The 26249-nt window shown below is 61.5% G+C and carries 28 protein-coding genes; 15 read left to right on the top strand and 13 right to left on the bottom strand.

The features are described from left to right. Positions 1–106: 106 nt before the first annotated feature. The 4 genes from E8Q41_RS11975 to E8Q41_RS11960 all read left to right on the top strand — a co-directional run bounded on the left by E8Q41_RS11975 (position 107) and on the right by E8Q41_RS11960 (position 5090). Positions 107–2437: a HAMP domain-containing methyl-accepting chemotaxis protein gene (locus tag E8Q41_RS11975; RefSeq protein ID WP_137155779.1), complete on the top strand. Its 2331-nt coding sequence runs from the start codon at positions 107–109 to the stop codon at positions 2435–2437. A 302-nt stretch (positions 2438–2739) separates the two neighbouring features. Then, positions 2740–3948, top strand: a complete 1209-nt coding sequence (locus E8Q41_RS11970; protein WP_137155778.1) for an RNA ligase RtcB family protein — start codon at positions 2740–2742, stop codon at positions 3946–3948. Then, positions 3941–4558, top strand: a complete 618-nt coding sequence (gene prfH, locus E8Q41_RS11965; protein ID WP_137155777.1) for a peptide chain release factor H — start codon at positions 3941–3943, stop codon at positions 4556–4558. Before E8Q41_RS11970 ends, prfH begins: the two co-directional genes overlap by 8 nt. Before the next feature lie 94 nt (positions 4559–4652). Next, positions 4653–5090 carry a GNAT family N-acetyltransferase gene (locus E8Q41_RS11960; RefSeq protein ID WP_137155776.1) on the top strand — a complete coding sequence of 146 codons (438 nt, stop codon included), beginning with the start codon at positions 4653–4655 and terminating at the stop codon, positions 5088–5090. Positions 5091–5097: 7 nt separating this feature from the next. Here E8Q41_RS11960 and E8Q41_RS11955 read toward each other — a convergent pair whose 3' ends face one another. Then, entirely contained in the window at positions 5098–5478 is a 381-nt protein-coding gene (locus tag E8Q41_RS11955; protein ID WP_137155775.1) for a hypothetical protein, read from the bottom strand. 159 nt (positions 5479–5637) lie between these two features. Here E8Q41_RS11955 and prmB point away from each other — a divergent pair, with 159 nt between their 5' ends. Then, entirely contained in the window at positions 5638–6588 is a 951-nt protein-coding gene (gene prmB / locus E8Q41_RS11950) for a 50S ribosomal protein L3 N(5)-glutamine methyltransferase (RefSeq protein ID WP_137155774.1), read from the top strand. A gap of 6 nt (positions 6589–6594) precedes the next feature. Here the strand turns inward: prmB and clpS are convergent, their stop codons facing one another. The 3 genes from clpS to E8Q41_RS11935 all read right to left on the bottom strand — a co-directional run bounded on the left by clpS (position 6595) and on the right by E8Q41_RS11935 (position 8429). Next, the gene (clpS, locus tag E8Q41_RS11945) at positions 6595–6906 is read right to left on the bottom strand and encodes an ATP-dependent Clp protease adapter ClpS (protein ID WP_137155773.1); all 312 of its coding nucleotides are present in this window, start codon (positions 6904–6906) and stop codon (positions 6595–6597) included. Between the two features lie 141 nt (positions 6907–7047). Further along, positions 7048–7917 (bottom strand): nuclear transport factor 2 family protein, encoded by an 870-nt coding sequence (locus E8Q41_RS11940; RefSeq protein WP_137155772.1) that lies wholly within the window; start codon positions 7915–7917, stop codon positions 7048–7050. A gap of 95 nt (positions 7918–8012) precedes the next feature. Continuing rightward, a complete protein-coding gene (locus E8Q41_RS11935; RefSeq protein WP_137155771.1) occupies positions 8013–8429 on the bottom strand; it encodes an Rrf2 family transcriptional regulator in 417 nt (138 codons plus the stop codon). A 140-nt stretch (positions 8430–8569) separates the two neighbouring features. Here E8Q41_RS11935 and ychF point away from each other — a divergent pair, with 140 nt between their 5' ends. Then, a complete protein-coding gene (ychF, locus tag E8Q41_RS11930) occupies positions 8570–9673 on the top strand; it encodes a redox-regulated ATPase YchF (protein ID WP_137155770.1) in 1104 nt (367 codons plus the stop codon). 59 nt (positions 9674–9732) lie between these two features. Here ychF and E8Q41_RS11925 read toward each other — a convergent pair whose 3' ends face one another. Then, complete coding sequence (locus E8Q41_RS11925) at positions 9733–10896, bottom strand: hypothetical protein (protein ID WP_246660168.1); 1164 nt, start codon at positions 10894–10896, stop codon at positions 9733–9735. 61 nt (positions 10897–10957) lie between these two features. Between E8Q41_RS11925 and E8Q41_RS11920 the strand changes: the two genes are divergently transcribed. Genes E8Q41_RS11920 through E8Q41_RS11905 form a run of 4 tightly spaced genes read left to right on the top strand, consistent with a single transcriptional unit; the run spans position 10958 to position 12508 of the window. Continuing rightward, positions 10958–11422, top strand: coding sequence for a MaoC family dehydratase (locus tag E8Q41_RS11920; RefSeq protein ID WP_137155768.1), 465 nt, complete (start codon positions 10958–10960; stop codon positions 11420–11422). Continuing rightward, positions 11419–11883 carry a MaoC/PaaZ C-terminal domain-containing protein gene (locus tag E8Q41_RS11915; protein ID WP_137155767.1) on the top strand — a complete coding sequence of 155 codons (465 nt, stop codon included), beginning with the start codon at positions 11419–11421 and terminating at the stop codon, positions 11881–11883. The genes E8Q41_RS11920 and E8Q41_RS11915 overlap by 4 nt, the downstream gene beginning before the upstream one ends. 57 nt (positions 11884–11940) lie before the next feature. Continuing rightward, the gene (locus E8Q41_RS11910) at positions 11941–12213 is read left to right on the top strand and encodes a hypothetical protein (protein WP_137155766.1); all 273 of its coding nucleotides are present in this window, start codon (positions 11941–11943) and stop codon (positions 12211–12213) included. After that, positions 12206–12508, top strand: a complete 303-nt coding sequence (locus E8Q41_RS11905; RefSeq protein ID WP_137155765.1) for a hypothetical protein — start codon at positions 12206–12208, stop codon at positions 12506–12508. Before E8Q41_RS11910 ends, E8Q41_RS11905 begins: the two co-directional genes overlap by 8 nt. 19 nt (positions 12509–12527) lie before the next feature. On the opposite strand, the gene E8Q41_RS11900 is transcribed toward E8Q41_RS11905, so the two are convergent. The 5 genes from E8Q41_RS11900 to petA all read right to left on the bottom strand — a co-directional run bounded on the left by E8Q41_RS11900 (position 12528) and on the right by petA (position 16630). Beyond that, positions 12528–13172 (bottom strand): ThuA domain-containing protein, encoded by a 645-nt coding sequence (locus tag E8Q41_RS11900; RefSeq protein WP_137155764.1) that lies wholly within the window; start codon positions 13170–13172, stop codon positions 12528–12530. 36 nt (positions 13173–13208) lie between these two features. Continuing rightward, entirely contained in the window at positions 13209–13751 is a 543-nt protein-coding gene (locus E8Q41_RS11895) for an adenine phosphoribosyltransferase (protein ID WP_137155763.1), read from the bottom strand. Between the two features lie 123 nt (positions 13752–13874). Further along, positions 13875–14759, bottom strand: a complete 885-nt coding sequence (locus tag E8Q41_RS11890) for a cytochrome c1 (protein WP_137155762.1) — start codon at positions 14757–14759, stop codon at positions 13875–13877. A 17-nt stretch (positions 14760–14776) separates the two neighbouring features. Then, the gene (locus E8Q41_RS11885; RefSeq protein ID WP_137155761.1) at positions 14777–16036 is read right to left on the bottom strand and encodes a cytochrome b N-terminal domain-containing protein; all 1260 of its coding nucleotides are present in this window, start codon (positions 16034–16036) and stop codon (positions 14777–14779) included. Between the two features lie 15 nt (positions 16037–16051). Next, a complete protein-coding gene (petA, locus tag E8Q41_RS11880; protein ID WP_137155760.1) occupies positions 16052–16630 on the bottom strand; it encodes a ubiquinol-cytochrome c reductase iron-sulfur subunit in 579 nt (192 codons plus the stop codon). Positions 16631–17059: 429 nt separating this feature from the next. On the opposite strand from petA, the gene E8Q41_RS11875 reads away from it, so the two are divergent. Further along, positions 17060–17866 carry an endonuclease/exonuclease/phosphatase family protein gene (locus tag E8Q41_RS11875; RefSeq protein ID WP_137155759.1) on the top strand — a complete coding sequence of 269 codons (807 nt, stop codon included), beginning with the start codon at positions 17060–17062 and terminating at the stop codon, positions 17864–17866. Between the two features lie 6 nt (positions 17867–17872). Here the strand turns inward: E8Q41_RS11875 and E8Q41_RS11870 are convergent, their stop codons facing one another. Further along, complete coding sequence (locus E8Q41_RS11870; protein WP_137155758.1) at positions 17873–19729, bottom strand: ABC transporter ATP-binding protein; 1857 nt, start codon at positions 19727–19729, stop codon at positions 17873–17875. 75 nt (positions 19730–19804) lie between these two features. On the opposite strand from E8Q41_RS11870, the gene E8Q41_RS11865 reads away from it, so the two are divergent. Continuing rightward, the gene (locus E8Q41_RS11865) at positions 19805–20191 is read left to right on the top strand and encodes a type II toxin-antitoxin system RelE/ParE family toxin (RefSeq protein ID WP_348640020.1); all 387 of its coding nucleotides are present in this window, start codon (positions 19805–19807) and stop codon (positions 20189–20191) included. 1 nt (position 20192) lies between these two features. After that, a complete protein-coding gene (locus E8Q41_RS11860; RefSeq protein ID WP_137155756.1) occupies positions 20193–20522 on the top strand; it encodes an addiction module antidote protein in 330 nt (109 codons plus the stop codon). Positions 20523–20538: 16 nt separating this feature from the next. Here the strand turns inward: E8Q41_RS11860 and E8Q41_RS11855 are convergent, their stop codons facing one another. Then, the gene (locus E8Q41_RS11855; protein ID WP_137155755.1) at positions 20539–22392 is read right to left on the bottom strand and encodes an ABC transporter ATP-binding protein; all 1854 of its coding nucleotides are present in this window, start codon (positions 22390–22392) and stop codon (positions 20539–20541) included. Between the two features lie 342 nt (positions 22393–22734). Between E8Q41_RS11855 and E8Q41_RS11850 the strand changes: the two genes are divergently transcribed. Together E8Q41_RS11850 and E8Q41_RS11845 are read left to right on the top strand one after the other, a co-directional pair. Continuing rightward, positions 22735–23202: a tRNA (cytidine(34)-2'-O)-methyltransferase gene (locus E8Q41_RS11850; RefSeq protein WP_137155754.1), complete on the top strand. Its 468-nt coding sequence runs from the start codon at positions 22735–22737 to the stop codon at positions 23200–23202. A gap of 246 nt (positions 23203–23448) precedes the next feature. Further along, entirely contained in the window at positions 23449–24147 is a 699-nt protein-coding gene (locus E8Q41_RS11845; protein WP_137155753.1) for a hypothetical protein, read from the top strand. Between the two features lie 69 nt (positions 24148–24216). On the opposite strand, the gene E8Q41_RS11840 is transcribed toward E8Q41_RS11845, so the two are convergent. Then, positions 24217–26154: a bifunctional diguanylate cyclase/phosphodiesterase gene (locus E8Q41_RS11840; RefSeq protein ID WP_170976459.1), complete on the bottom strand. Its 1938-nt coding sequence runs from the start codon at positions 26152–26154 to the stop codon at positions 24217–24219. Between the last annotated feature and the right edge of the window lie 95 nt (positions 26155–26249).

The following is a 26249-nucleotide window of genomic DNA, read 5'->3' as shown; positions in this document are numbered from 1 at the left end:
TTTTGCGCTCAGCCGACGCCAACCGAACAAATTGCGGTTCGGTCGACAAGTCGGGCGCAGTATTGCTTCGGGTTTATCTGCCGCCTGCGCGGCGAGGGGGAAGACGATGACAATTTCAATTCGCAATATCCTGATGGGGACCTTCGTCCTGATTGGGCTCATCGCCAGCGGGCTGATGGGCAAATCCATGCTGACCGCTCATTCCGATTACGTCACTCAGTCTCATGTCAATGAACTGGCGACGCTCGACGAGGGCTTGTTCCGCACGCTTCTCAATTTCCGCAATGAACGCGGCGACAGCGTCGCGGCGCTGAAACTGGATCAGAACGAAAACGCAGCCACTGTCGCCTCTCTCGCCAAAAACCGCAGCGCGGTCGATGAGGCCGTGGCAAAGGTGAAGGCGTCGGCGGATATGGTCGACGACGGAGACATCAACGGGAAATTGTCGCAGCTCTTCTCGGTCTTGGACCGCTTCCTCGCCGTTCGCGCCGAAGTCGACGCCGCAATCGCCAAACCGCTGGCGAACCGCGACGCGGCGCTCCAGCAATCTGTCATGGATGTCGGCCAGCAATTCCTGAGAGCGCTGGAAGACGCCTCGGATGCCGTCGAGGTCGATATCCGCGCCCACGACCCCAACCAGACCGCGCTTATCCAGATCCGCGCTTTGGCCTGGTCCGCCCGCGCCATCGGCGGGGCCGCATTCCTGACCGTCAACACCGCCATGGCTGGCGACGGAAAGTTGACGCCGGAACAGAGCCGACAGATCGACGCCGACCTCGCCACCATGGCTTTCGCCTGGAAAGCCACAGAGACGCTCGTTAATCACGACGCCACGCCCGACGCAATCAAGGCCGCCGCCGCAGAGGCGAACAACGGCTACTTCGGCGCCGAATTCGGAGCCGTTCGCGATCAGACCATTCAGGCGCTTAAGGATGGAACCCCGACGCCGCTCAAGCTCGACGACTGGCGCCCGCTGGTGACGGGAAAGCTGAAGAACATCGCCAATGTCGCCTCGGAAGCCGTTGCGACGCTGACGACATCGTCGGCGGAACTCCGCGCCGCCGCGCTGACGACCACGATCCTCTGCGCCTTGGCCTTCATCGTCATCCTCGCCATCTGTGCAGTCACCATTTCGGTCATCCTGTTCCGCGTCACCGGCCCGATCGCCGCCCTCACCCGCTGCATGACGGCGCTCGCCGGTGGCGACAAGTCGATCACCGTGCCGGGCGTCCGTCGCCGCGATGAAGTCGGCGAAATGGCACGCGCCGTGGAAGTGTTCCGCGAAGCCGCCATCCGCAATGATAATCTCGAACGCCAGGCGGAAGAAAACCGCAAACGTTCGGAACAGGAACGCGAAGAACTCCAGCGCCGCGCCGAACAGGAAGCCGACGAGCGTCTCAACCAGGCGACCGGCGCGCTCGCCTCCGGTCTGCGCAGCCTGGCCGCCGGCGATCTGCTCTGCCAGATCAACGAGCCCTTCGCCCAGCAGTTCGAACCGCTGCGCCGCGACTTCAACGCCTCTGTGCAGCAGCTGCGCGACGCGCTAACCGGCGTCGGCCAGGCCGCCCGCATGGTCCGCGACGGCAGTTCGGAAATCTCGCAGGCGTCTGACAATCTCTCCAAGCGCACCGAACAGCAGGCCGCTTCGCTCGAAGAGACCGCCGCCGCCCTGGAAGAAGTCACCGCCAATGTGCAATCGACCTCCAAGCGCGCTTCCGAAGCCCGTGACCTCGTGCGCGGCGCCCGCAGCCGCGCCGAAACCTCGAGCGCCGTGGTGTCCAACGCCGTCACCGCCATGGGCAAGATCGAACATTCGTCCAAGCAGATCAGCCAGATCATCGGCGTGATCGACGAGATCGCCTTCCAGACAAATCTTCTGGCGCTGAACGCCGGCGTCGAAGCCGCCCGCGCCGGCGAAGCCGGCAAGGGTTTCGCCGTCGTCGCCCAGGAAGTGCGTGAACTGGCGCAACGTTCGGCCAACGCCGCCAAGGAGATCAAGGCGCTGATCGGCAATTCCGAAACCGCCGTCGCCGAAGGCGTGCGCCTCGTCAGGGACACCGGCGAAGGTCTGTCGGCCATCGCCGAAGTGGTGCAGGCGATCAACGCCCATATGGACGCGATCGCCGTCGCCGCCCAGGAACAGGCCTCCGGCCTCGGCGAAATCAACACCGCCGTCAACCATATGGACCAGGCCACGCAGCAGAACGCCGCCATGGTCGAGGAAATGAACGCCGCCGGCGCCGGCCTCGCCCAGGAAAGCGCCCGCCTCGGCGACCTGATGAGCACCTTCAAGTTCGGCGGCCAGGCTGGCGCGTCGCAGGCTCAGACCCGTCCGCGCGCCGTCGCCCCCGCCTCGCGCGCCGCATCCGCCCCGGCGCCCGTCTCGCGCGGCAACGCTGCGCTGAACATGCTCCAGCAGACCTGGTCGGAATTCTGATCAGCGAGCCGAAACGACAATCGACGGCCCCGGCGCAAAACCGGGGCCGTTGCGCGTTCTGAGTGTGGCGAATTCACCACAGGCCTCGGAGAGCAACGGCTCACCCGATATTCTGCTCTTGCATTGAACGCGCCAATGGTTGATGTGCAACCATCGACAACACCAGAAAAGGGAGCGGACCCATGGCTGAACATATGTCTATTCGCCCCAGCGGGCGCGCCGTCTAATCAGCCGTCAACGGCGATAGGACGATCATGACCGGCTTTGCGCCGGCTCAATGACCCATTTTCTGGAAATTTCACATGGGCAAACTTCCGGGGGACGCTTCGTCCCCAGACACATCGCGTGCTGCGATGGTCAACCATATTTTCACCGCAGCCGCCTGGATGGAAGGCGCGGCTCTTGATCAACTCGAAACCGTTTCCCGTCTCGGCGGCATTCAGGACGTGTTTGGCTATCCGGATCTCCATCCCGGCAAATATGGCCCGGTCGGCATGACGGCCAGGGGAGATCGTCTTCATCCGCAACTGATAGGAGCGGATATTGGATGTGGCATGTCGTTCTTCGCCTTGGACTTGCCCACTCGTAAACTACGCATCGATAAAGCCGCGCTGCAGTTTCGCCGGCTCGAAGAGATGGAGTGCGGCGACCCACAGGAAAGACTGGTGGATGCGGGTCTTCCATCCGATCTTTTCCATCATGATCTCGGCACGATCGGCGGCGGCAATCACTTTTGTGAACTGCAGGCCGTCGATGAGATCATCGACCCTGGAACTGCGTTGATCGACAGCCAGTCGCTCTATCTGCTCGTTCATTCCGGGTCGCGCGCGCTCGGCGCGTCGATCTTTCAGCGCCATCTCACGAAGCATGGCCTGCAGGTCGATGGCCTGGATCCCGACGATGCTGCGGGTCGCGAGTGGCTGATCGAGCATGACGCAGCGGTCGCCTGGGCCAGCCTCAACCGACGAATGATCGCTGAGCGGGCCGCAGCCGCGCTCAAGACAGAAGCGCGATTGATTGCCGACATCCCGCACAATCTGGTTCGGAGACTGGGTGGGGATGTCGTGCACTACAAGGGCGCAGCGGCAGTGTCTGCCAACATCATTGCGCCGGTCGCTGGCTCTCGCGCCAGCCTCAGCTACATTGTCAGGGCGACGCCGGCTGCCGGGCGGGTTAACTGGGGAATTTCGCACGGAGCTGGACGAAAATACGACCGACGCGCCATGCATGGCCGCGAAGGCGCGAACCGCTCGGAGCGGGATGCCCTCAAAACCAATCCCTGGCGCGGACAAACCATCTGCGATGATCGCAATCTTCTGATCGAGGAGGCCGCAACCGCTTACAAGGACGCCGGCAAAGTCGTCAAAGATCTTCAGTCCTTCGGACTGATCGAACCCTTGGCCGCCATGAAGCCCCTGATAACTTATAAGAGGGTGGACCATGACGCGGATCGAGAACAACGGGGCCACCGTATCGATCGGCCGCGGCTGAGGAGGACGGGTCATGACTGAGACTCATCTGTTCGCAACCTCCGGCAATGGCCCGGTCGAGTGCCGGATCGCGCTTGCGCGCCTCCTCCAAATCCTTGCGCGGGACGCTGCGGCGCGCGGTCTGGTCTTTGAGGCCACATCACCCGGCGCGTTGGACGCCCATGGCCCCAGATCCGCTGTCGTGACCTTGAGCGGCACAGGCGCTGAAAAGATGGCCAGCGAATATCAGGGCACGATAAAGTTCGTATTCAAGAGTCCTGTCAGGCCCGGTCATGGCCGACAAAACTGGTTCGTCGGGGTGCAGCCGCTCGATATGGCCGCAATCGAAGCTGATCAGGCGACGATCGATATCGCCGACCTTCGGTTCGAAACCCTGAAAGCCGGTGGTCCAGGCGGCCAACACCAGAACACAACGGACAGCGCCGTTCGCGCGACCCATATTCCGTCGGGCGTCACCGTCGTCTGCCGGGAGGAGCGATCGCAACATCGCAACAAGGCGCTGGCCATCCGCCGCCTGCAGGGCATTCTGGACATGCTGGCGGAAAGGCGGATCGAACGTTCAAAGGAAGAGTTGTTTCGGGCCAACAAGACCCTTGAAAGAGGCAATGCCGTCAAGACGTTCAAGACATAGCTGAACGTGGAGGAGACCGCCCGGCGCGCATCTCCGGGCGGGCTTCTTCATTCCGTCATCGATCTGTGGCAGGAGGAGCGAAAGGGAGTGTGCCATGGACTTCAGCACCCGCCGCGCCGGCATCCAGGACCTCGAGGGCCTTCTGGCGCTCTACCGCGCGCTCAATCCGGACGATCCCGAGCTGTCGGCGGAGATCGCCGAGGCGCGGCTGAACGCTTTGCTGGCGATGCCCGGCGGCGTGTTCGTCGGCGATCTCGCTGGTCTCCTCGTCTCGACGGCGACGCTGTTTATCCTGCCCAATCTCACCCGCGGCGGTCGTCCCTATGGATTGATCGAGAATGTCGTCAGCCTGTCGTCCCATCGCGGCAAAGGCTTTGGCAAGGCCGTGGTGGCGGCGGCGATCGAGGCCGGGCGAAGAGCCGATTGCTACAAGGTGATGCTGATGACCGGGCGACCCGATCCCGCCGTCTACGCCTTCTATCAGGCTTGCGGAATGACGGCTTCCAAACAGGGCTTCCAGGTAAGGTTTTAGGCGCCGCTTACCAGAGCGTCAGCGTCTCCAGCCTGTGGAGGAAAAGATCCCAGATCCAGCCTTCCGCCCATTCGATGCACTGAGCGATCGCCGGCGCCATGCCCGGCGTGATCAGCATCGCCGCCCAGCCGCCGATCAGCGTGACCGCGACCGAATTCTTGAGATTGCGCAGACTATCGAGCCTGTAGTAGCCGGCGTCGTCATATTCCGTGCCGAAGATCTTGTCGCCGAGCGAATAGCCGTCGCTGAGGATCATATCCATGCGCTCATTGTCGCTCAGACGGTCGGGAAAAACATTGAAGATCGCGCGCGCGGCATGGGCCACAGCGCCGATCAGGCAGAAGCCGAGACCAGCAATCACATAATGATAGACGCCGGCCTGTAACATGTCGCCTCCGTAACCGTTGTCGAAGAATAACAGCTGCGCTTCAACCGTCTCCTAAAGGAAAAAGTTAACGATCGATTTCCGGGTGAACGGCGGGCTTTTGATATGGCGGAGGCGCGAGCTTGCGTGTATCCCGAAGCAACGCAGCGCATGGAGGGCTAGATGACGGTGAAGGTGGATCTCGACAAGCTTGCAGGCGAACTGGCGACAGTCCGCGATTTCTGGCGTTACGCCATCAGTCGTTTCCGCGCCGAAAACCTCACATTCGGCCACGGCACCTCGACCGCTGTCGACGACGCCGCCTTCCTGGTGCTCGACAGTCTCGACCTGCCGATCGACGCGCTCGATCCATTCCTCGACGCACGTCTGACCTCCGCGGAGCGTCGCCTGCTCGCCGAGCGCATCGAGGCGCGCGTCTCGACCCGCAAACCCTCGGCCTATCTAACCGGCCGCTCCTATATCCAGGGCATCCGCTTCTTCGTCGATGAGCGGGTGATCGTGCCGCGCTCCTTCATTGGTGAAATCCTGTTCACCGAATATTCGGGCGAGGAAGATTCGCTCTATCTGCCCGATCCCTATGGCGTCGAGAGCGTGGTCGACATCTGCACCGGCTCCGGCTGCCTCGCCATCCTCGCCGGCAAGCTGTTCCCCAACGCCGAGATCGACGCGGTCGATCTCTCCAAGGATGCGCTCGAAGTCGCCAGGCTCAATGTCGCCGAGCATGAGCTCGAAAGCCGGCTGACGCTGCATCAGGGCGACCTCTTTGCGCCGTTCAAGAACAAGCGCTTCGACCTGATCATCACCAATCCGCCCTATGTCGATCACGAGGAAATGTCGGTGCTGCCGGAAGAATATCGCACCGAGCCGGCCATGGCGCTCGACGGCGGACCCGACGGGCTCGATCTCGTCCGCCGCATTCTCACAGATGCGCCGAAGCACCTCAATCCCGGCGGCGGCATGATCTGCGAAATCGGCACCGGTCGCGAGCTTCTCGAAGAGGAATTCCCGGATCTCGACTTCTTCTGGCTGGATACGGCCGAGTCCGAAGGCGAGGTCTTCTGGATCACCGCCGAGGCGCTGGGCGTGGAAAATCCGAAGAAGAAAAAGAAGTAGGCCGGACTATTCCTCCGGCTCCGCCGTGAACATCAGCGGAAAGCCGGCCTGTTGGGACCAGTCCATCGCTTCCTTGACCTTGGTTTCGGCGACGTCGCGGGTATAGACCGCGACCACCGATTTGCCGAGCTTGTGGGCGGTCATCATGATGCGGTAACCGGCGCTTTCGCCGGTCTTGAACACGGCCTTCAAGACCGCGATGACAAATTCGCGCGGCGTATAATCGTCGTTGAACAGCATCACCTTGTAGAGCCGGGGTTTTTCCACCTTCGGCTTGACCACGGTCTTGGGGGTGACGATCGTGTTGTTGTCGCTCACCGGCGGCCTCCGATGACTGGTCCTCGGGATCTGTACGAATTGTGTATCCGCCCGGACGCGTCTTCAGGCCCAGAATGCGGCGACGCCTGGGAACATGGGGCCCCCAGGCGTTTTTTTCAAGGACTAAAGCTCTGATCAGGTTCAGAATTTGCCGTTTGCATTCTTCCACTGGTCTTTCGGCGGGATCGGCGCCACCACATCCCAGTGCTCGGCCACCTTGCCGCCCTCGACGCGGAACATGTCATAAAAGGCGATCGGCTTGCCGCTGATCGAGCCTTCGCTCATCACCAGCACGAAATCGCCCTTGCCGAGCACCTTGCGAATGGCGTCGTACCGGATCACCACGCCAGCCTCGGCAGCGCCCTTGAAGCCCGCGACCACAGCCTTGACGCCATCGCCGAACATCGGATTGTGCTGGGTGTATTTCTCGCCATCGACATAGGCGGCGAAGGCGTCGAGCTTGCCGCCGACCAGAACGTCACTGACGAAAGCCTTGACCAGCGCCTTGTTGGCTTCGGTCTTGTCGAGATCGCGAGCCTCGGTCGGCCCGTCGATCATGGTGTGACCGCTAGGATTGGGCGCGGCCATCGGCTGCAGATTGTCCCAATGCTCGACGATCTTGCCGTCTTCGAAGCGGAAGACGTCGAAGACAACCAGCTTGGCGCCGCCCATCTCCGCCACGCCATGGCTGAAGACATAGTCGCCGTCCTGAAACACGCGGACCGTCTCACCCTTAACCGCGCCCTTGGGCATGGCGGCGATGAACGCCTTGAGACCGGCCAGGCCGTCGGCGGCGTCGAGATTGTGCTGGATATATTTGTCCGGGTTGATCACGTTCAGACGGCTGAGGTCCCCGGTCTCGAAGACCTTGAGGAGTTCGACCACGGCCTTTTCAGGCTCGGTGCGAACAGGCTCGCTGGCGAATGACGGCGCGGCGATGAAGCCTGCGACGCTGGCGGCGAAACCGAAGAATGCGCCGAGGGCAGCGCGACGGGTGGCGAACAGGGACATGGTCACTCCTTCTGAAATGTCTTATTGTTACTATTTTTGTTACATTTATTTGTAAACCACATCGCGCCTCAGACGTCTTCACGATGTCGTTATCGTCAGGACAGAGCGAGGATATCGCCTGCAAGCGCCGCGATCGTCTTCTGCGACAGCTGGATCCGCAACGCATTGACGGCCTCGCTGATTTCCCCGCGCAGCGTCTGCTGAATGTTGCGGCCGACGGGACAATCAGGGTTGGGGCCGGGATGGACGCCGAGAAGATCGCCGTCTTCATCGACTGCGTCATAGACGTCGCGCAGGGTGATGGTTGACCCCGGCCGCGCCAGAAGCGCGCCGCCGCCCGCGCCCAGCTGGGATTGAGTCAATCCCGCCCGCGACAACTGGGTCAGGATGCGCCGGATGAGCGCAGGATGGGTGTTGACGCTTTGGGCGATGACATCGGAGGACACGGGCTTCCCATCCTGACAATGCAGGATCACCAGAATATGGGTTGCGACGGAAAAACGTGTGTTCATCACCGGCCTCTCCAGCCGAGATGTATCCACCCATCGGCGCTTTGGCAATAAAATGGACGCGAAAGTCCTGATCGTCTTGACCTTGCCCTCCCCTTTCCGCATAGGCAGGGGCAACAGAGATCACCAGACGGACGAGTTTCATGGGCTTCAAATGCGGTATCGTCGGATTGCCGAATGTCGGCAAATCCACTCTCTTCAACGCGCTGACCAAGACGGCTGCGGCGCAGGCCGCCAACTACCCGTTCTGCACCATCGAGCCGAACACCGGCGAAGTGGCCGTTCCCGATCCGCGCATGCAGAAACTGGCCTCGATCGCCGGCTCCAAGGAAATCATCCCGACCCGCATCTCCTTCGTGGACATCGCCGGCCTCGTGCGCGGCGCGTCCAAGGGTGAAGGCCTGGGCAACAAGTTCCTCGCCAATATCCGCGAAGTCGACGCCATCGTGCATGTGCTGCGCTGCTTCGAAGACACCGACATCACCCATGTCGAAGGCCGCATCGATCCGGTTGGCGACGCCGACACGATCGAGACAGAGCTGATGCTCGCCGATCTCGAAAGCCTGGAGCGCCGCGTCGAGCAGACCCGCAAGCGCGCCACCGGCAAGGACAAGGAGTCCATGGCGCAGCTTCCTGTGATGGAAGCGGTCATCAAGCTCCTGCATGACGGAAAGCCGGCGCGCCTGCTGCTCAAGACGCTCGCCGCCGACGAGATCCTGGTGCTGAAGGGCCTGAACCTCCTCACCTCGCATCCGGTGCTCTATGTCTGCAACGTCGCCGAAGCCGATGCGGCGACCGGCAACAAATACACCGAAGCCGTGGCCGCCATGGCCAAGGAGCAGGGCGCGGAATGCGTGGTGATCTCCGCCGCGATCGAATCCGAAGTCGCCCAGCTTCCCGATGACGAAGCCAAGGAATTCCTCTCGGCGCTCGGGCTCGAGGAAGCCGGCCTCGACCGGCTGATCCGCGCCGGTTATCACCTGCTCGATCTCATCACCTATTTCACCGTCGGCCCCAAGGAAACCCGCGCCTGGACGATCGTGCGCGGCACCAAGGCCCCGCAGGCCGCCGGCGTCATCCACACCGATTTCGAACGCGGCTTCATCCGCGCCAACACCATCGCTTACGAGGATTTCGTGACCCTCGGCGGCGAAGTGCCTGCCAAGGAAGCCGGCAAGGCGCGCGACGAAGGCAAGGAATATGTAGTCGCCGACGGCGACGTCATCCATTTCCGCTTCAACACCTGAGACGGCGCCAGGTTAAACCCAGACTGGACGGCTCCGCCTGGCGCGGAGCCGTTTTCGTTTCAGGGACTGAGCGGCAGCCGATCGCGGAGAGCCTGAGGCAGTATCCCCAGCAAGCGCTTCCTCAGCGCCTTCCAGCCGATCCCCAGGCTCAGCACCACCGCGCCGACCGCCGAGAGAATGACGAACAGCAGCGTATCGGAAGAGGAGAACAACCCGCTGACGCCGCCCTCGTCGAGAAGGATTTTGAAGGCGTAGCCGAAGGACAGCAATCCCGAGGTCACGAAGGCGCGGCGGTCGAGCAGGATGCCGGTCAGCATCAACGCGGCCACTGCCGCCACGATCGCCGCGGCCTGCCCGACGGTCGTGCCGTCGGCGAACCAGGACGCGTTGGGATCGCGCAGGTAGACAAGGCTGATGACTGTGTAGAGCAGCGCCGGCGCCGCTGCGAGATGCAGCCAGAAAGCCACGTCTGAGCGCCGGGTGACGCGGGCGCGGTCCGAAAGATCAAAATGCAGCGCTGTCGCGAAGGAGGCGAGCGCGAAGAGGCCGATCAGCGCCGAGATCAACCAGGGCTGGTTGACAAACAGCAGATCATTGTCCGTCCACTGCATGAGAGCCGCGCCGATAAAGAACACGTTCGCTGCAAAGCCCGAAATGGCGGCAAGCGCCAGCGCGATCGGCGCGCGATAGCGCCAGTAATAAATCGACAACATCACGAAGGGGGCGAACGACATCGCAACCCATTCCCAATCACCCAATTTGCCTTCGAGCAGGCTGGCGACCGCAAAGCTGGAGGCGCCCGCAAAGGCCAAAGTGAGCGCCACCGCCGGCAGCGCCAGCCGCTGGCGCAACACGAGAATTTCCGACAGCGCGATCACCGCTGGGATCACAGCCAGCACCGACCACAAGCCGCCCAATCCAATCAACCCGATCACCAGACCGATGGTGATCAGCACATCGTGAAAGCCGCGAATGAAGCGCGGCGCTTCGGACTCTTCCAACCCGACGCTCGGCTCCGCGGCGATCGGCGTGTTCAGGCTGCCCGCCTCGCCTTCCGCCAGAAGCGGCTGCGGCGGCTGACCGAGCGCTGCCCCGCGCGATACGAGAAACTCGATCAACGGCGCCGTTTTGCCGGGCGCGACGAGACCGGCGGCGGCAGCTTCTTCCAAGAGGGGCGTCAGTCCCCGGCGACGTTTTTCCCAATCCGATAAGTCATATTTCACTTGCATCATCTCCGCGCGGCACTATTCCAAAGAAACGTTTCAGGAGGCAAAAGCAAGGATCATGAGCGAAATCGCTTACTGGTGGGAGGACATGACGCCGGGTCGGCGCTTCGATCTCGGTTCGAAAACGATGACCGCCGACGAGATCGTCGAGTTCGCGCAGGAGTTTGATCCGCAACCGTTTCACCTCTCCGTGGAAGCCGGCGAGGCCAGCATTCTCGGCGGTCTCTCGGCCTCCGGCTGGCATAGCTGCGCCATGTTCATGCGCCTCTACTACGACAATCTCCTGCATTTTTCCTCGAGCGAAGGCTCGCCCGGCATCGACTTCGTCGAATGGCGCAAGCCTGTTTTGGCGGGCGACACGCTGACGGGCGTCGCCGAGGTGCTCGAAACGCGGCCGCTGAAATCCCGCCCCGGCATTGGTCTGGTCAAGCTGCGCCATGAGGTCAGAAACCAGCGCGGCGAACTGGTGATGGCGATGGAGAACCCCGGCCTGTTCCGGATGCGCGCGGGAGCCGCCGCATGAGAGTCCACGATCTGATGCCCCTCAACGAGCCTGTCGCGATCGGCTCCTATCATTTCGACGCCGAGAGCATCATCGCTTTCGCCTCGAAATACGATCCGCATTTCTTTCATCTCGATGCGGAAAAGGCGAAAGCCTCGCTGTTCGGCGGCCTCTGCGCCTCCGGCTGGCACGTCGCCGCCGTAGCGATGAAGCTGAACGTCGCTCATCATCAGAAGGAAGCGGTCCGCCTGCGGGCTGAGGGACTGGAGCCGCCGAAGCTCGGTCCCTCCCCCGGCATCCGCGATCTCAAATGGCTGAAGCCGGTCTTCGCCGGCGACACCATTTCCTTCTCGCTGACCTTCCTCGGCGACGGGCCGGGTTATCGGCCGGACTACGAAATCTGCGAGATCCGCTTCGAAGGCGTCAACCAGAACGGCGAGGCGGTGATGCGCTTCGACAGCCGGGTGGTGGAGTTTGTGTAATGCCTTGAATTCCTCGGCGCTCGGTGCGACATTTCAAACGAGCGGAGAAGTCAGGTCATGGCAAGGAAAGCGATCACCGTAAAGCCGGACGCAGATGGGCGCATCAACCTTGGCGCCCTTGCCGCAGGCGTGAGCAGCTATACGGTCAGCAAGCGCGCGGACGGAAGCCTGCTCCTGCAGCCGGATTCTGACATACCCTCGGATGAGGCATGGTTGCGGAAAAATCCGACCGCCATTGCTCAGGTCGAACGAGGGCTCGCGGACGCAAAGGCAGGAAGATTGACAAAGGCCCCCGACTTCTCCTCATTCCTGGAAGAGGTCGATGAGTAATGGCTTTACCCTCTTTCTCACCGATGAAGCCCTCCGGGCGATTGAAGCGCTGAAAACCGATCCTGCACTCAACAAGCGTTGGAAGGCGGTTGGCAAAGCGCTGGCCTATCTGCAATCAAACCCCAGACATCCCGGCCTGAACACACACAAATTCACTTCGCTGTCAGGGCCCAACGGCGAGGATGTGTTCGAGGCTTATGCCGAAAACAATACGCCGGGGGCCTATCGGATCTTCTGGTTCTACGGCCCCAGCAAATCGCAAATTACTGTGATCGCGATTACGCCGCATCCATAGTAAAGCGACCGCTACCCCTTCACCGCATCGCCCAGAGCGCGCCGCGCTCGAAGATGGTCCGCATCTCCGGCACGTCGAATTCGCTCGCCTGATGGCCGAGCGAGGAATAGAAGACGCGTCCCTGGCCGAAGCGCTTCTTCCACACCACCGGCATCTCAACGCCGTCGATGAAATCGAGATACTCGCCCGAAAACCGCGTCGTCGCCAGCACCTCGTTGGAGGGGTCGACATGCATGTAATACTGCTCGGATCGATAGGGGAAATCCGAGATCCCGGCCATAATCGGATCATCCGGCTTGGTCACGGTGACGCGGTAGTCGATGATATTGCCGGGATGGGCGACCCATTGGCCGCCGACCATGAACTGATACTCGACCTCGTTGCGGAAACTGTCACCCATCGTGCCGTGGAAGCCCGCGAGTCCGACGCCGCCCTTGACGGCGCGCAGAAGCACCGCGACTTCCTCCTTCTCGATCGTCGACATGGTCACCATCGGCACGATCAGGTCGAAGCCCGTGAGATCATGTTCGAGAAGCGTCTTCGTGCCCTCGCCTATGGTGACGTCGACACGATGAGCGCGAAGCAGCGTGGCGACGCGCTCGGCGCTTTCGCGCGGCGTATGTCCGTCCCAGCCGCCCCAGAAGATCAGTGCCGTCTTGCTCATTGATGCGCTCCTCCCAAAGCGGCGTCCTGCTGGCGTTCAGTGGCCGTCGAAGCTGATTAGCGTGCGCACGGTCACGCCGAGATCTTCGAGCTTCTTGCGGCCGCCGAGTTCCGGCAGGTCGATCACGAAGCAGGCCGCGACGATTTCCGCGCCCATCTGCCGCAACAACTTGACGGCGCCCTCGGCGGTTCCGCCGGTGGCGATGAGATCGTCGATCAGGATCACCTTTTCGCCCGGCTGCAGGGCGTCGCGATGCATCTCCATCTCGTCCACGCCATATTCCAGGCTGTAGGCGATGCGCACTGTGTCATGCGGCAGCTTGCCCTTCTTGCGGATCGGGATGAAGCCGGCGGACAGCTGATGGGCGATCGCGCCGCCGAGAATGAAGCCGCGCGCCTCGATGCCCGCGATCTTGTCGATCTTCGTCCCGGCATAGGGATGCACGAGCTCATCGATGGCCCGCCGAAAAGCCCGCGGATTGCCGAGCAGCGTGGTGATGTCGCGGAACATGATGCCGGGCTTGGGATAGTCCGGAATGTTGCGGATGGCGGAAACGAGATCGTCCTGGAGGCTTGTCATAGTGAAGGTCTATCCGTTGCGAGCAAAGAGCTGAAGCGGAGGGACCATATCAACGACAGCCACCGACGCCAGCAAAAAAGGCGGCCCGGGAGCCGCCTTCCTCATGTTTTCGTATCCCGTCGATCAATGCTTGTTGGCGTAGACCGACTTCTTGGTCAGATAGACCAGGCCCAACAGCGCGGCGAGGAACACCATCACCATGAAGCCGGTGCGCTTGCGCTCTTCCAGCTTGGGCTCGGCGGCCCACATCAGGAAAGCGGAGACGTCGCGGGCATACTGGTCCAGCGTCTGCGGCGAGCCGTCGTCATAGGTCACCTGATCGTCGGAGATAGGCTGCGCCATCTTGAGCGCGATGCCGGACACGAAGTGCGGATTGAAATGCGTTCCTTCCGCGACTTCCACGCCGGCGGGCGCTTCCTGATAGCCGGTCAGCAATGCGTGAATGTAGTCCGCGCCGCCTTCCTGATAGCCGCCCACGAGGGGGATCATGTCCAGAATGAACTGCGGGAAGCCGCGCTCCACGCCGCGCGCCTTGGCGATCAGCGAGAAATCAGGCGGCGCCGCGCCGCCATTGGCGGCCGCAGCAGCTTCCGTGTTCGGGAAGGGCGACGGGAAATAATCCGACGGCACAGCCTTGCGGGTGTACATTTCGCCATCCGCATTCGGGCCGTCCTGCACTTCATATTCGGCGGCGAAAGCCTTCACCTGCGCCTCGGTGTAGCCGAGATCTTCCAGATTGCGGAAGGCCACCCGATGCATCGAATGGCAAGCCGAACAGACTTCCTTGTAGACCTTGAGGCCGCGCTGCAGCTGGGCCTTGTCATACTTGCCGAAAATGCCGGCGAAGGTCCAGTTTTCCTGCTCGGGCTTCAGCACCGGAAAGTGACCGCCGGCGATGGCGTGTTCCACCTGCGCCTTGAGGTCGTGCTCTTCAGCCGCCGAGGCGACGCCGAAGGCGGCGCCCGCGATGACGGCGGCGGCAAGAAGGGACTTAAACACAGTCTTCATGGTTCTCATCCTCTCCCTCAGGCCTTGGCGGTCTTTTCGAGCACGGCTTCCGTGATCGAATTCGGTATGCGACGCGGCGTCTCGAACAGGCCGAGAAGCGGCATGATCACGAGGAAGAAACCGAAGTAGTAGGCGGTGCCGATCTGCGACAGGATCACGTACACGCCTTCCGCAGGACGCGAGCCCAGCCAGCCGAGGACGATCGCATTGGCCACGAAGATCCAGAAGAAGGTCTTGTACCAGGGGCGATAGACCGCCGAGCGAACCTTGGACGTGTCGAGCCAGGGCAGGAAGAACAGCACGATGATCGCGCCGAACATCACCAGCACGCCGCCGAGCTTGGAGTCGATCGGGCCGACATTGAAGGTGATGGCGCGCAGCATGGCGTAGAACGGCAGGTAATACCATTCAGGCACGATATGCGCAGGCGTCTTCAGCGGGTTGGCCTCGATATAGTTGTCCGGATGGCCGAGGAAGTTCGGCATGTAGAAGACGAAATAGGCGTAGATGAGAAGGAAGAGCACCGTATAGAAGGCGTCCTTCATGGTTGCATAGGGCGTGAACGGCACGGTGTCGGTCTTGGACTTCACCTCGACGCCGGTCGGGTTGGTTTGGCCGGTCACATGCAGGGCCCAGACATGCAGGATCACGACGCCGGCAATCATGAAGGGCAGCAGGTAATGCAGCGCAAAGAAGCGGTTGAGCGTCGGGTTGTCGACCGCGAAACCGCCGAGCAGGAACTGCTGGATCCACTCGCCCACCAAGGGGAAGGCCGAGAAGAAGCCGGTGATGACGGTCGCGCCCCAGAAGGACATCTGACCCCAGGGCAGCACGTAACCCATAAAGCCGGTCGCCATCATCAGCAGATAGATGACAACGCCGAGGATCCAGAGGATTTCGCGCGGCGCCTTGTAGGAGCCGTAATAAAGGCCGCGGGCGATATGCAGATAGACCGCGATGAAGAAGAACGACGCGCCGTTTGCGTGCATATAGCGCAGCAACCAGCCGTGATTGACGTCGCGCATGATTTTTTCGACGGAGGAGAAAGCCACCGTCGTTTCAGCTGCGTAATGCATGGCGAGCACGACGCCCGTCAGGATCTGGACGATCAGCATGACCGCGAGCATCGCCCCGAACGTATAAGCGAAGTTCAGATTGCGTGGCACCGGATAGGCAATGAAGGAATCATACATCAGGCGCGGCAATGGCAGCCGCGAATCGATGAATTTGGTAAGAGCCGTGCGCGGCTCGTAGGTCGAGTGATGTTCAGCGCTCATGATCCGCAGCCCCCCTTAGCCGATCTTGATCACAGTGTCGGAAACGAAGGAATAGGTCGGGATCGCAAGGTTCTGCGGCGCCGGGCCTTTTCTGATGCGGCCCGCAGTATCGTAATGCGAGCCATGGCAGGGACAGAACCATCCGCCGAAATCGCCGGATTGTCCGAGCGGGACGCAGCCTAGATGGGTACAGGAGCCAATCATCACAATCCAGTTTTCCTTGCCTTTGCCGGCCGAACGATCGACGTCCGTCGCCTGCGCGTCGGGCGGCAGATTGCCGTTGCGCGCGACCGGATCCTTGAGATCCGCCAGAGCGACCTTGTTGGCGGCTTCGACTTCTTCCGGCGTGCGGTTGCGGATGAAGATCGGCTTGCCGCGCCACTTCGCCGTCAGCGACATGCCGGGCTCGAGCGCGCCGACATCCACTTCGATGGAGGCGAGAGCCAAAGTAGACGCATCAGGGCGCATCTGATCGATGAAAGGCCAGGCGACAGCTGCGGCGCCGACCGCGCCCGCCATGCCTGTCGTGAGGTAAAGAAAATCGCGACGGGTCGGCCCGCCTGCATCCCCGCTTGTCGTCTCGTGTCCGCTCACGGTTTTCCCATCCTTTGCGCAGAGTCGATTTAAACCAGATTAGATGAAAGTTCTCCGACAGCCGCGATACGGCCTTAGATTCCCCAACTTTCAAATTGCGTTCTATGCTTGATTGCAGATTAAGTCTAGGGTTGGCAATGGGATGGGGGCAGATTGTCGCGGCGGTCGGGACCAGTTTCCCACTTCTTCGCCGCAATCTGCGCAAAATAAGATCCTCGGCGCATCAGCGTTTGACAAATCGCAATTGCGCCCGACATTCCCAGATGGTAGCGCGCTGCAGCGCAATAATTTTGAGCCCGGATCATGAAGACGATTTCGACCATTTTCGGCACGCTTTCGGCGCTGCTGCTGATCGCGTTAACTGGCAGATATATCTCGAATTCATGGATATTTTTTACAATTTCTAGTTTTCAAGTGCAGGCGGCGATCTTGGCTTTTCTGATCGCCGGTTTCGCATTCCTGCTGCATCGCAACGTGATCGCGGCGCTGATGATGGCGCTCGCCGTGGCGATCGGCGCTCATGGCGTTTTCATGCTCGGAGAGTTCCGTCAGGAGCCTGTGAGAGCGCAAAACGCCAAGCCGCTTTTGCGTTTCCTATCCTTCAATATCATGGGGAATAACGGTCCGGGCGGTCCGCGCATCGCCGATTACATCATCGGCTCCGGAGCCGATGTCGTCTTCATCCAGGAATCGGCGCCGATCGGGCCCGAGATCGATCGCATCAAGGCAGTCTATCCCTATCGGCTCGGCTGCGGCGCCAAGACAATCACCTGCGATCAGTCTCTCTGGTCGAAACGGCCCTTCCTGCGCGGCGAGGTGTTTACCGCCAGCCCGATCTATCGCGACCGGCTGATGCTCGCCAGCATCGATTTCGACGGCCGCGTGGTGAATTTCGCCAATGTCCACCTGACCAAGCCGTATTTCGACAATTTCCATGAGATCGAACTGGCGCAGGTCGCCCGCCGCCTCGAGGCCTATTCGGGCCCCATGGTGCTCGCGGGCGATTTCAACGCCTCGATCCTGCTCTCCGACATCCGCGCCTTCCTGCGCAGGACCGGCCTCCGGACGGCAGAGACCGAGCCGAACACCTGGCCGGTCGCGTTGCCGCTGATCGGCATGGCGATCGACCATGTCTTCACCCGCGGCGGCGTGAAGATCGCTTCGCTCGAGCGCATCCCCGATCCGATCGGCTCGAACCATTACGGCCTGATCAGCGAGATCGTCTGGGACGAATGAGGGCCGTCAGTCGGGCGCGATGAACCCACCGGATTGCCGCGCCCAGAGATCCGCATAGATGCCGCCTTGGGCGATCAACGTCTCATGGGCGCCTTCTTCGACGATCTTTCCGCCATCGATGACCACGAGCCGATCGAGGTGGGAAATGGTGGACAGGCGGTGGGCGATGACCAGCACCGTCTTGCCCTGCATCTGGCGCTCCAGATTGTCCTGGATCGCCGCCTCGACTTCGGAATCGAGCGCCGAAGTCGGCTCGTCGAAGACGAGGATCGGCGCGTCCTTGAGCAGCATGCGGGCAATCGCCACGCGCTGGCGCTGGCCGCCGGACAATTTGACCCCGCGCTCGCCGACATGGGCGTCATAACCCTTGCGTCCCTTGTAATCCACCAGTTCGGCGATGAAGCCATCGGCTTCGGCCTCCGCTGCGGCTCGGACCATCGCCGCATCCGTCGCATCGGATTGGCCGAACAGGATATTGTCGCGGATCGAACGGTTGAGCAGCGCCGTGTCCTGTGTGACCATGCCGATATGCTTGCGCAGGCTTTCCTGCTTGACCTCCCGCACATCCTGCCCGGAGACGAGAATGCGGCCGCCCTGCACGTCGTAGAAGCGCAGCAGCAGATTGACGAGGGTCGACTTGCCCGCCCCAGAGCGCCCGACGATGCCGACCCGCTCCCCTGCCCTGATTTCCAGCGACAGCCCCTCGATCACGCCCGCCTCGCGGCCATAGTGAAAGCGGATATCCTCGAAGCGGATCGAGGGTTCGCGCATGATGAGTTCAGGCGCGCCAGGCTTGTCGGTGAGGGTGATGGGCGCCGACAACATCTCGGCGGAATTCTGGATCGTGCCGATATTCCGCATCACCGCGTTGAACTGGCCCATCATGCGGCCGAGCAGCATGTTCATGCGCAGCACGAGGCCGAGCGTGAACGCGACGGATCCCGTGGTGATCTCGCCGCGCATCCAGAGATCTATCGCCATGGCGCCGATGGCGGTGATCATCAGACCCGAGAGGAATGCGAGCGAGGCGCGGATGCCGGTCAGATGGCGGGTGAAGCGGATCAGCGTCTGCCGAAACTGCTCGAAACCGTCGCTGATGAAGCGGTCGTTGTCTTCTTCCCGGCTGAACAGCTTCAGCGTCTGGATATTGGCGTAGCTGTCGGTCAGGCGGCCATTGATCATCGACGACATTTCCGCCGTCTCCCGGGCATGCTTGCGCACGCGCGGCACGAAATAGCGGGCGAGCAGGCCGAAGACGACGATCCAGGCCGCGACGATGCCGCCGAGCCTGAGATCGAGGCTGGTGATCAGCGTCAGCGTCGTCATGGTGTAGACGAGCATGAACCAGACGACCTGCAACAGCGACACCATGAGATCGCCGGTGGCTTGGCCCGCGGACCAGACCTTGCTGACCACGCGACCGGAGGATTCGTTGTTGAAGAAGGTCAGCGACTGGCGCGACACCTGCGCATGCGCCTGCCAACGCACGAGATTGAAAAAGCCCGGCACCACCGTCTGCTCCTCCACCAAAGCGCCGAGCGCGATGGCGAGAAAGCGCACGACCAGCACGATGAAGGCCATGCCGATAAGGTCGAGACCATGACTGCCGATGAGGCCCGCCCAGCCATCGGCAGGCTTGGCGGCGTCGAGAATGTCGACGAGCCGGCCGGTGAACCAGAACAGCCCGGCCTCCAGCATCGCCACCACGCCGCCGAGCGCGAGCATGGCGAAAAAGGCGCCTTTGGCCTGGGAGACGAAATGCCAAACGAAGGCCAGCGCCTTTTCGGGCGGACGATAATCGGCGCGGGGACGAAACGGATCGATCCAGCCTTCGAACAGCCGGGAAATGGAGCGAAAGATCATGATGGGGCTATAAAGACTTTTGATGGCGGTACAAGGACGGAGTCTCTGATACGCCGATATTGACGCCTTGGCCCAATGGCTGATCATGGCCATTATAGTCTGGAGCAGTTGGCTCCGCGATATTGTTTCAAAGTTCCCTTCATTATTTGTAACATATGGGTTACAATGCTTGAGATCGTCCAGACTAAAACCTTTCGCAAATGGTTGTGCGACATACGGGAACCCTCCATGACAGCGGCGATCACCGCACGGGTCGCCCGGCTCGGCGCAGGGCACGCTGGCGATGTGAAGCACTTGAGCGAAGGTCTCTGGGAAATGCGCATTCACCAAGGACCGGGCTTACGGATCTACTTTACTCGACGCAGTGGAAAGATTGTGATCCTCCTGTGCGGCGGAGACAAGGGAAGCCAGAAGCGGGACATTGAACGAGCGAAATCAATGCTCAACAATTTGGAGTTCTGACATGGCGGAAGAACTGACGGTATTCGACCCGGCCGAATATCTCGACAGCGACGAGGCGAAAACCTATTTTCTGGATGACGCGTTCGAGACGGGGGATCCCCGTTATATCGCGCACGCTATCGGAATCGTCGCTCGCGCCGCCGGCATGAGCCGCCTAGCGTCGGAAACCGGACTTGCGCGGGAGGCCCTCTATCGCAGTTTCTCCGAAGAGGGCAACCCCAGCTTGAAATCGTTGCTGGCGGTCTTGGCCGCGCTCGGCTACCGCCTCACCGTCGCCGCTGCGGAACAAAAAACCGCCCCGGACCTGACGGGATCCGAGGCGGCGGAGTGAGCGATTGGCTGCGGGCTTACTCCGCGGCGGCTTCCGCCTCGGCTTCGTCCCCTAGGAAACCGCCGGACTGGCGGCGCCAGAGATCGGCATAGATGCCGCCCTGGGCGACGAGTTCGCCATGTGCGCCCTCCTCGTGGATCGCGCCCTTGTCCAGCACCACCAATCGGTCCATTTCCGTCAGCGTCGACAGGCGGTGGGCGATGGCGATCACCGTCTTGCCTTCCATCAACGCGAACAGGTTCTCCTGGATGGCCGCTTCGACCTCGGAGTCCAGCGCCGAGGTCGCCTCGTCGAGGATCAGGATCGGCGCGTCTTTCAGGAAGACGCGGGCGATGGCGATGCGCTGGCGCTGGCCGCCAGACAGTTTCACGCCGCGTTCGCCGACCTGGGCGTCGAGCCCTTTGCGCCCTTGCGGATCGACGAGCGTCTCGATGAACTCCCAGGCATTGGCGCGCTTGGCCGCTTCGGTGATCTCGGCGTCGCTGGCGCCGGGCAGTCCATAGGCGATGTTGTCGCGGACCGAACGGTGCAAAAGCGACGTGTCCTGCGTGACGACGCCGATCTTCGCGCGCAGGCTGTCCTGCGTCACGTCGGCGATGTTCTGCCCGTCGATGCGGATCTGGCCGCCTTCGAGATCGTAGAAGCGCAGGAGCAGATTCATCAGCGTGGTCTTGCCGGCGCCGGAGCGGCCGACCAGACCGACCTTTTCGCCCGGCTTGATCGTGAGCGAGATGTCCTGGATCACGCCCTTGCTCTTGCCGTAATGGAAGCGGATGCGATCGAAGTCGATGCCGCCTTTGTCGGCCTCAAGCGCCGGAGCGTTGGGCTTGTCCAGAATGTCCTGCTTCTTCGACATCATGCCCATGCCGTCATAGACGGTGCCGATATTCTCGAAGAGGGCCGAGACTTCCCACATGATCCATTGCGACATGCCGTTGATGCGCAGGGCAAGCGAGATCGCGACCGCGATCACCCCGAGTTCGATCGATCCATTGGTCCAGAACCAGATCGACATCGCCGTTGTGAGCACGCCGAGCACAGCGTTGTTGGCGTGAACGAGCGCGTGGAACGTTGTCACATAGCGCATCTGGCCATGCACCGTTTGCAGGAACTCGTCCATGCCGCGTTTGGCGTAGGCCTCTTCGCGGCCCGCATGCGAGAACAGTTTCACCGTGGCGATATTGGTGTAGCTGTCGACGATCCGGCCGGTCATCATCGAGCGAGCGTCGGCCTGCTTTTCCGAGATCTTGCGCAGGCGCGGCACGAAATATGTGAGCAAGCCAGCATAGCAGATCACCCACAGCGCCAAAGGGCCCATCAACCGCCAGTCGGCGGCGCCGACCACGGCGAACATCGAGATGAAATAGCTCAACACATAGACGAAGACATCGAGAACCTTCATCGCCACTTCGCGCACGGCAAGCGAGGTCTGCATGACCTTGGTCGCCACGCGGCCGGCGAATTCATTGGCGAAGAACGTCATGCTCTGACGCAGCAGATAGCGGTGCATCTGCCAGCGGCCAATCATCGGATAATTGCCGAGCAGAACCTGATGCACGATCAGCGATTGGAACACGACGAGTCCGGGCAGAAGGATGAGCGCGAAGACGCCCATGGCGAGCAATGTGTCGCCTTCATCGGCGAAGAAGGTCTTGGGATCCGACTTCGCCAGCCAATCGACGATCTGGCCGAGAAAATTGAACAGCATCACCTCGCCCACGCCGATCGCTGCGGTGACCACCGCCATCAGGATCAGCCAGCCCAGAACCGGACGGGAATAATGCAGGATAAAGGCGTAGAGCGTCGCGGGCGGCTGTGAGGGCTCCTCGACCGGATAGGGATTCACGCGGGTTTCGAACCAGGCGAACATGACGATGTCTCCATTGGAGGCTGCCGCGCTTCACTACGGATGAAGCTCAAGACGCAACTGCGCCGGCGGCAAGGCAGATTTTTTATAAAAAGAGAAAGCGCGGGGAAGATTCAGCGGCGAAGCGCGCGCCAAGCAATGAGAACGCCGACCACAGCGATGTTATCCATAGCGTCCTCCCTAACCGCGTTAAAACAGGATCTTAACTAACCTCAAATCGGAGATTTCGCCAGCCCCGGCATTGCCGTTTCGCGCGAGAAACATCTTCCATCAGCCGAATGTTGCCATTTGGGCACAGAGACGCTACCCGTCCGCCATCGCAGCAAAACAGAGGATGAAAGCGCCATGGCGGGTTTGTCGATCGCGCTCTATCAGCCCGATATCGCCGGCAACACAGGAACGGTCCTGCGGCTCGCCGCCTGTCTCGGTCTCACGGTGGAACTCATCGAGCCTGCCGGCTTCGATTCCTCGGACCGCAATCTGCGCCGCGCCGGCCTCGACTATCTTGAGGCGGCAAGCCTCAACCGACATATCGACTGGGCGCATTTCGAAGCCTGGCGGGCCGAGCAGGGCCGACGGCTGGTTCTCGCCTCCACCAAGGCGGCCCTGCCCTATACCGATTTCTCCTTTGCCGCCGGCGATATCCTGCTGTTCGGCCGCGAAAGCGCCGGCGTGCCAGATCACGTCCACGACACAGCCGACGCCCGCATCCTCATTCCGATGCGGGAGGGTCGCCGGTCGATCAATGTGGCGATGTCGGCGGCGATGATCGCCGGCGAAGCGTTGCGCCAGACAGGTTTCGGCGGCATTTGAATATTATTTACTACTTATTTTCACGGAATGGCGAGGCAGTGTCCTTATTGTTTTCCCAAACAGGGAAACCGATCCATGAAAGCAAGTCTGTTGGGGCCAGTCATACCCTTCTGGATAAAGCAAAAACCTCCGACCATTGACGCGTCGTTAGAGGTGAAGCCGCGCATCGACGCGCCGCCGCCGGCTGCCGATCCGTCGCCTCCCGAACCCTCCTCTGCTTCCGATGCCGCGCTTGGAGAAACGGATTTGGTCTCCGCGGGCCTGGATGCGGCCGATGTCGGCCTGCGCAAGGTCCAGAAAACCGTGGCCGGCATACTCGGCAAGTTCGACGCCGCGATCAAGGAGCCCGGCCGCCGCGAGGAACTTGGATCAGATATCGAGATGTTGAAGGACCTCCTGCGGGCGGAGATCGCCGCCGCCGAGAGAGATGGCGTGAACTGGCTCACGCTCGACTTCGGCCAGTCGCCGCAGGACAAGCAACTGCCGTCCTTCGATGGAAACGAGAACGATGCAGCCTCCTTGTCGACAGTCGTCTTGATCAGTTCGGCAGACGCGGCGGACGGCATTCTCACCGGCCCCTATGGCGCGTCGGAGGAAGAGGAAATCGGCGGTTATCACCTGTTGTCCGACGAAGCGGCCTATGGTCAGGACCTGTCGCGGGAAATCTCGATCTCGGACGACGTGACCACTGACGATCTCAAGGGCATGCGCGGCGCGCTGGTCTCCATCGCGGCGGATCTCGCCAAGGCCGGCAGCCGGCTCGACGCGGCGCGGGCGCCGTACGACGAGCAGGTGGCCGCATCTGTCGGCGACACGCGTTTCGCCGATATCGGCAAGGAAATCGACGGTCTTCTCGCATCCGTGACCCGCGACGCATTGCGGGCGCAGGCGCTCAATATCATGAATGGCGACGGCAGCGGCCTGAAGCGGCTGCTCGCAGGCTGACGGTCAGCGCCGCCCCTCGCAAACAGGCGGTCGGGACATCTCTGACGAAGACGCCGGCGCCGTGCTCGATCAGGCGCGGCTCGCTTTCGCCATTCCATCGGGAGCGGCGTAGGCGATGAAGGATTCGACGTCGAGCGGCTTGGACCAGAAATAGCCCTGCGCAAAATCGACTCCGTGCAAACCGAGCATATTGGCGGCCCGTTGCGTCTCCACGCCTTCCGCAACGATCTTGAGCCCCAGCGCCTTGGCCATGCGCACGATGGCTTCGACGAGAGCCGCGCTTTGCGGATTGTCGAACATCGCGAAGACAAAGGACTGGTCGATCTTGAGGGTCGAGACCTCGAAGCGGCTGAGATTGCCGAGATTGGAATAGCCCTTACCGAAATCGTCGACCGCAAACTTCACGCCCTTGGCTGCGAGCCTGCTGATCTGCCCGCGGATGTCATATTCGTCTTCGAGCAGCATCGATTCCGTCAGCTCGATCTCCAGCGATTGCGGCCCGAGCCCACTGACATAGAGCGCATCGAGCACGACATGCTCGAGATTGCCCCGCTTGAACTGCACCGCCGAGACATTGACGGCGATGGAGAAGTCCGGCAGCCCCAACGCCTGGATGCGCTTGCACTCCATGCAGGCCTGCTGGATCACCCATTCGCCGATCTCCACGATCATGCCGGTGTTTTCGGCCACGGGGATGAAGTCGTCGGGGCGTACGGGCGCTTCGCCTTCCGGGAACCACCGCAACAGCGCTTCGGCGCCCCTGATGCGGCCAGTGTCGAGCTCGACCTTGGGCTGGAGATAGATCTGGAACTCGCGCTTATCGATCGCCGTCTTCAGCTTGGCCGCCATGCTGATCGAGGCGATCGCCTGGCTGTTCATACTCTCGTCGAACAGCTTGAAGGCGTTCCGCCCCGAACTCTTGGCGCGATAGAGAGCGATATCCGCCTCGCGGCGCAGTTTCTCGAAATCGGGATCGGCCACTGTGGCCTGCGCGGCGCCGATCGAGCAGGTCAGCATGATATACTGATGTCCGGCGCCCAGCGGCTCGCTGATCTTGCCGCTGATGCGCTCGGCGGTCGCCAATATCTCCTCGGAATTCGACAGATTGTTCGTCAGCACGCCGAACACGTCGCCGGCGACACGGAAGACGATACATTGCTCGCCGGCAATCTTCTGCAGCCGGTCGGCGATGGTCTTGAGCACGAGATCGCCGAACACATGACCGAGGGAATCGTTGACGGCCTTGAAATTGTCGAGCCCGATCAGGAACAGCGCGGCCGGAGCGTTCGGAAACCGAACCTGATCGTCGCGATATTTCTTCTGCGCGCTGAACAGGTTCGGCAGGCCCGTGAGCGCGTCGTGATTGGCGAGCCGATAGATTTCGTTCTCGGACGCCTTCGCCTTACGATACTCGCTGTTGTAGCGCGCCAGCAGCTGCCGCATGTCGGTGGCCAACATGAAGATCGTCACCGCGGTGACCGAATAGAGCAACAGCACGTCGCCGACATTCGACCAGTCAAACGGGAACAGCCCGAAATCGACCCAGTGATATTCGCTGGCCATACCCAGAGTGATGGCGTTGGCGACGATGGCGAGATAGAGAAAGAGGAAATGTTTCGGCGTCGACAACATCGCCGCGAACACCAGCACGGTCACGTTGCCGAGGATGACTTGATCCCGAAGCCCGTCGCCGAGCCAGGTGATCACCGTGACAGACGCAAAGATCGTCCAGATGAACAGAAACTGGCCGATCGAGGGGCGTTCCCGGTCGAAGAACAGCCGCGCGATCCAGAGCAAGGCAAACACGCACATGGCGGCGGCGCTCAGCCAGACGCCACGGCCGAAAATCAGGTTGTTGATCAGAGACAATACAATAAGGAGATTGATCGCGGCGATCATCTGTTTGACGCGTCTCGCATTGAATTGCGAGAGCGCCTGAATGACGTCGCGTCCATCGTTGAACACCACCGACAGCCCGCCTGCTTCTGCGGACTTGGAGCCAGACATCGCTCCGGATGGCCTTTTAATACCGCTAAACCACATCGCTAACCTGCCAGATGCGTTTGGAAAGCAAGTTTTCCAAACGCGGTCCAATTGTCCAT

The sequence above is a fragment of the Rhizobium sp. FKL33 genome (assembly GCF_005222915.1).
Lineage (GTDB): Bacteria > Pseudomonadota > Alphaproteobacteria > Rhizobiales > Rhizobiaceae > Rhizobium_E.
The sequence above is the reverse complement of the archived record's forward strand: the minus strand, read 5'-3'. Positions and strand labels throughout refer to the sequence as shown.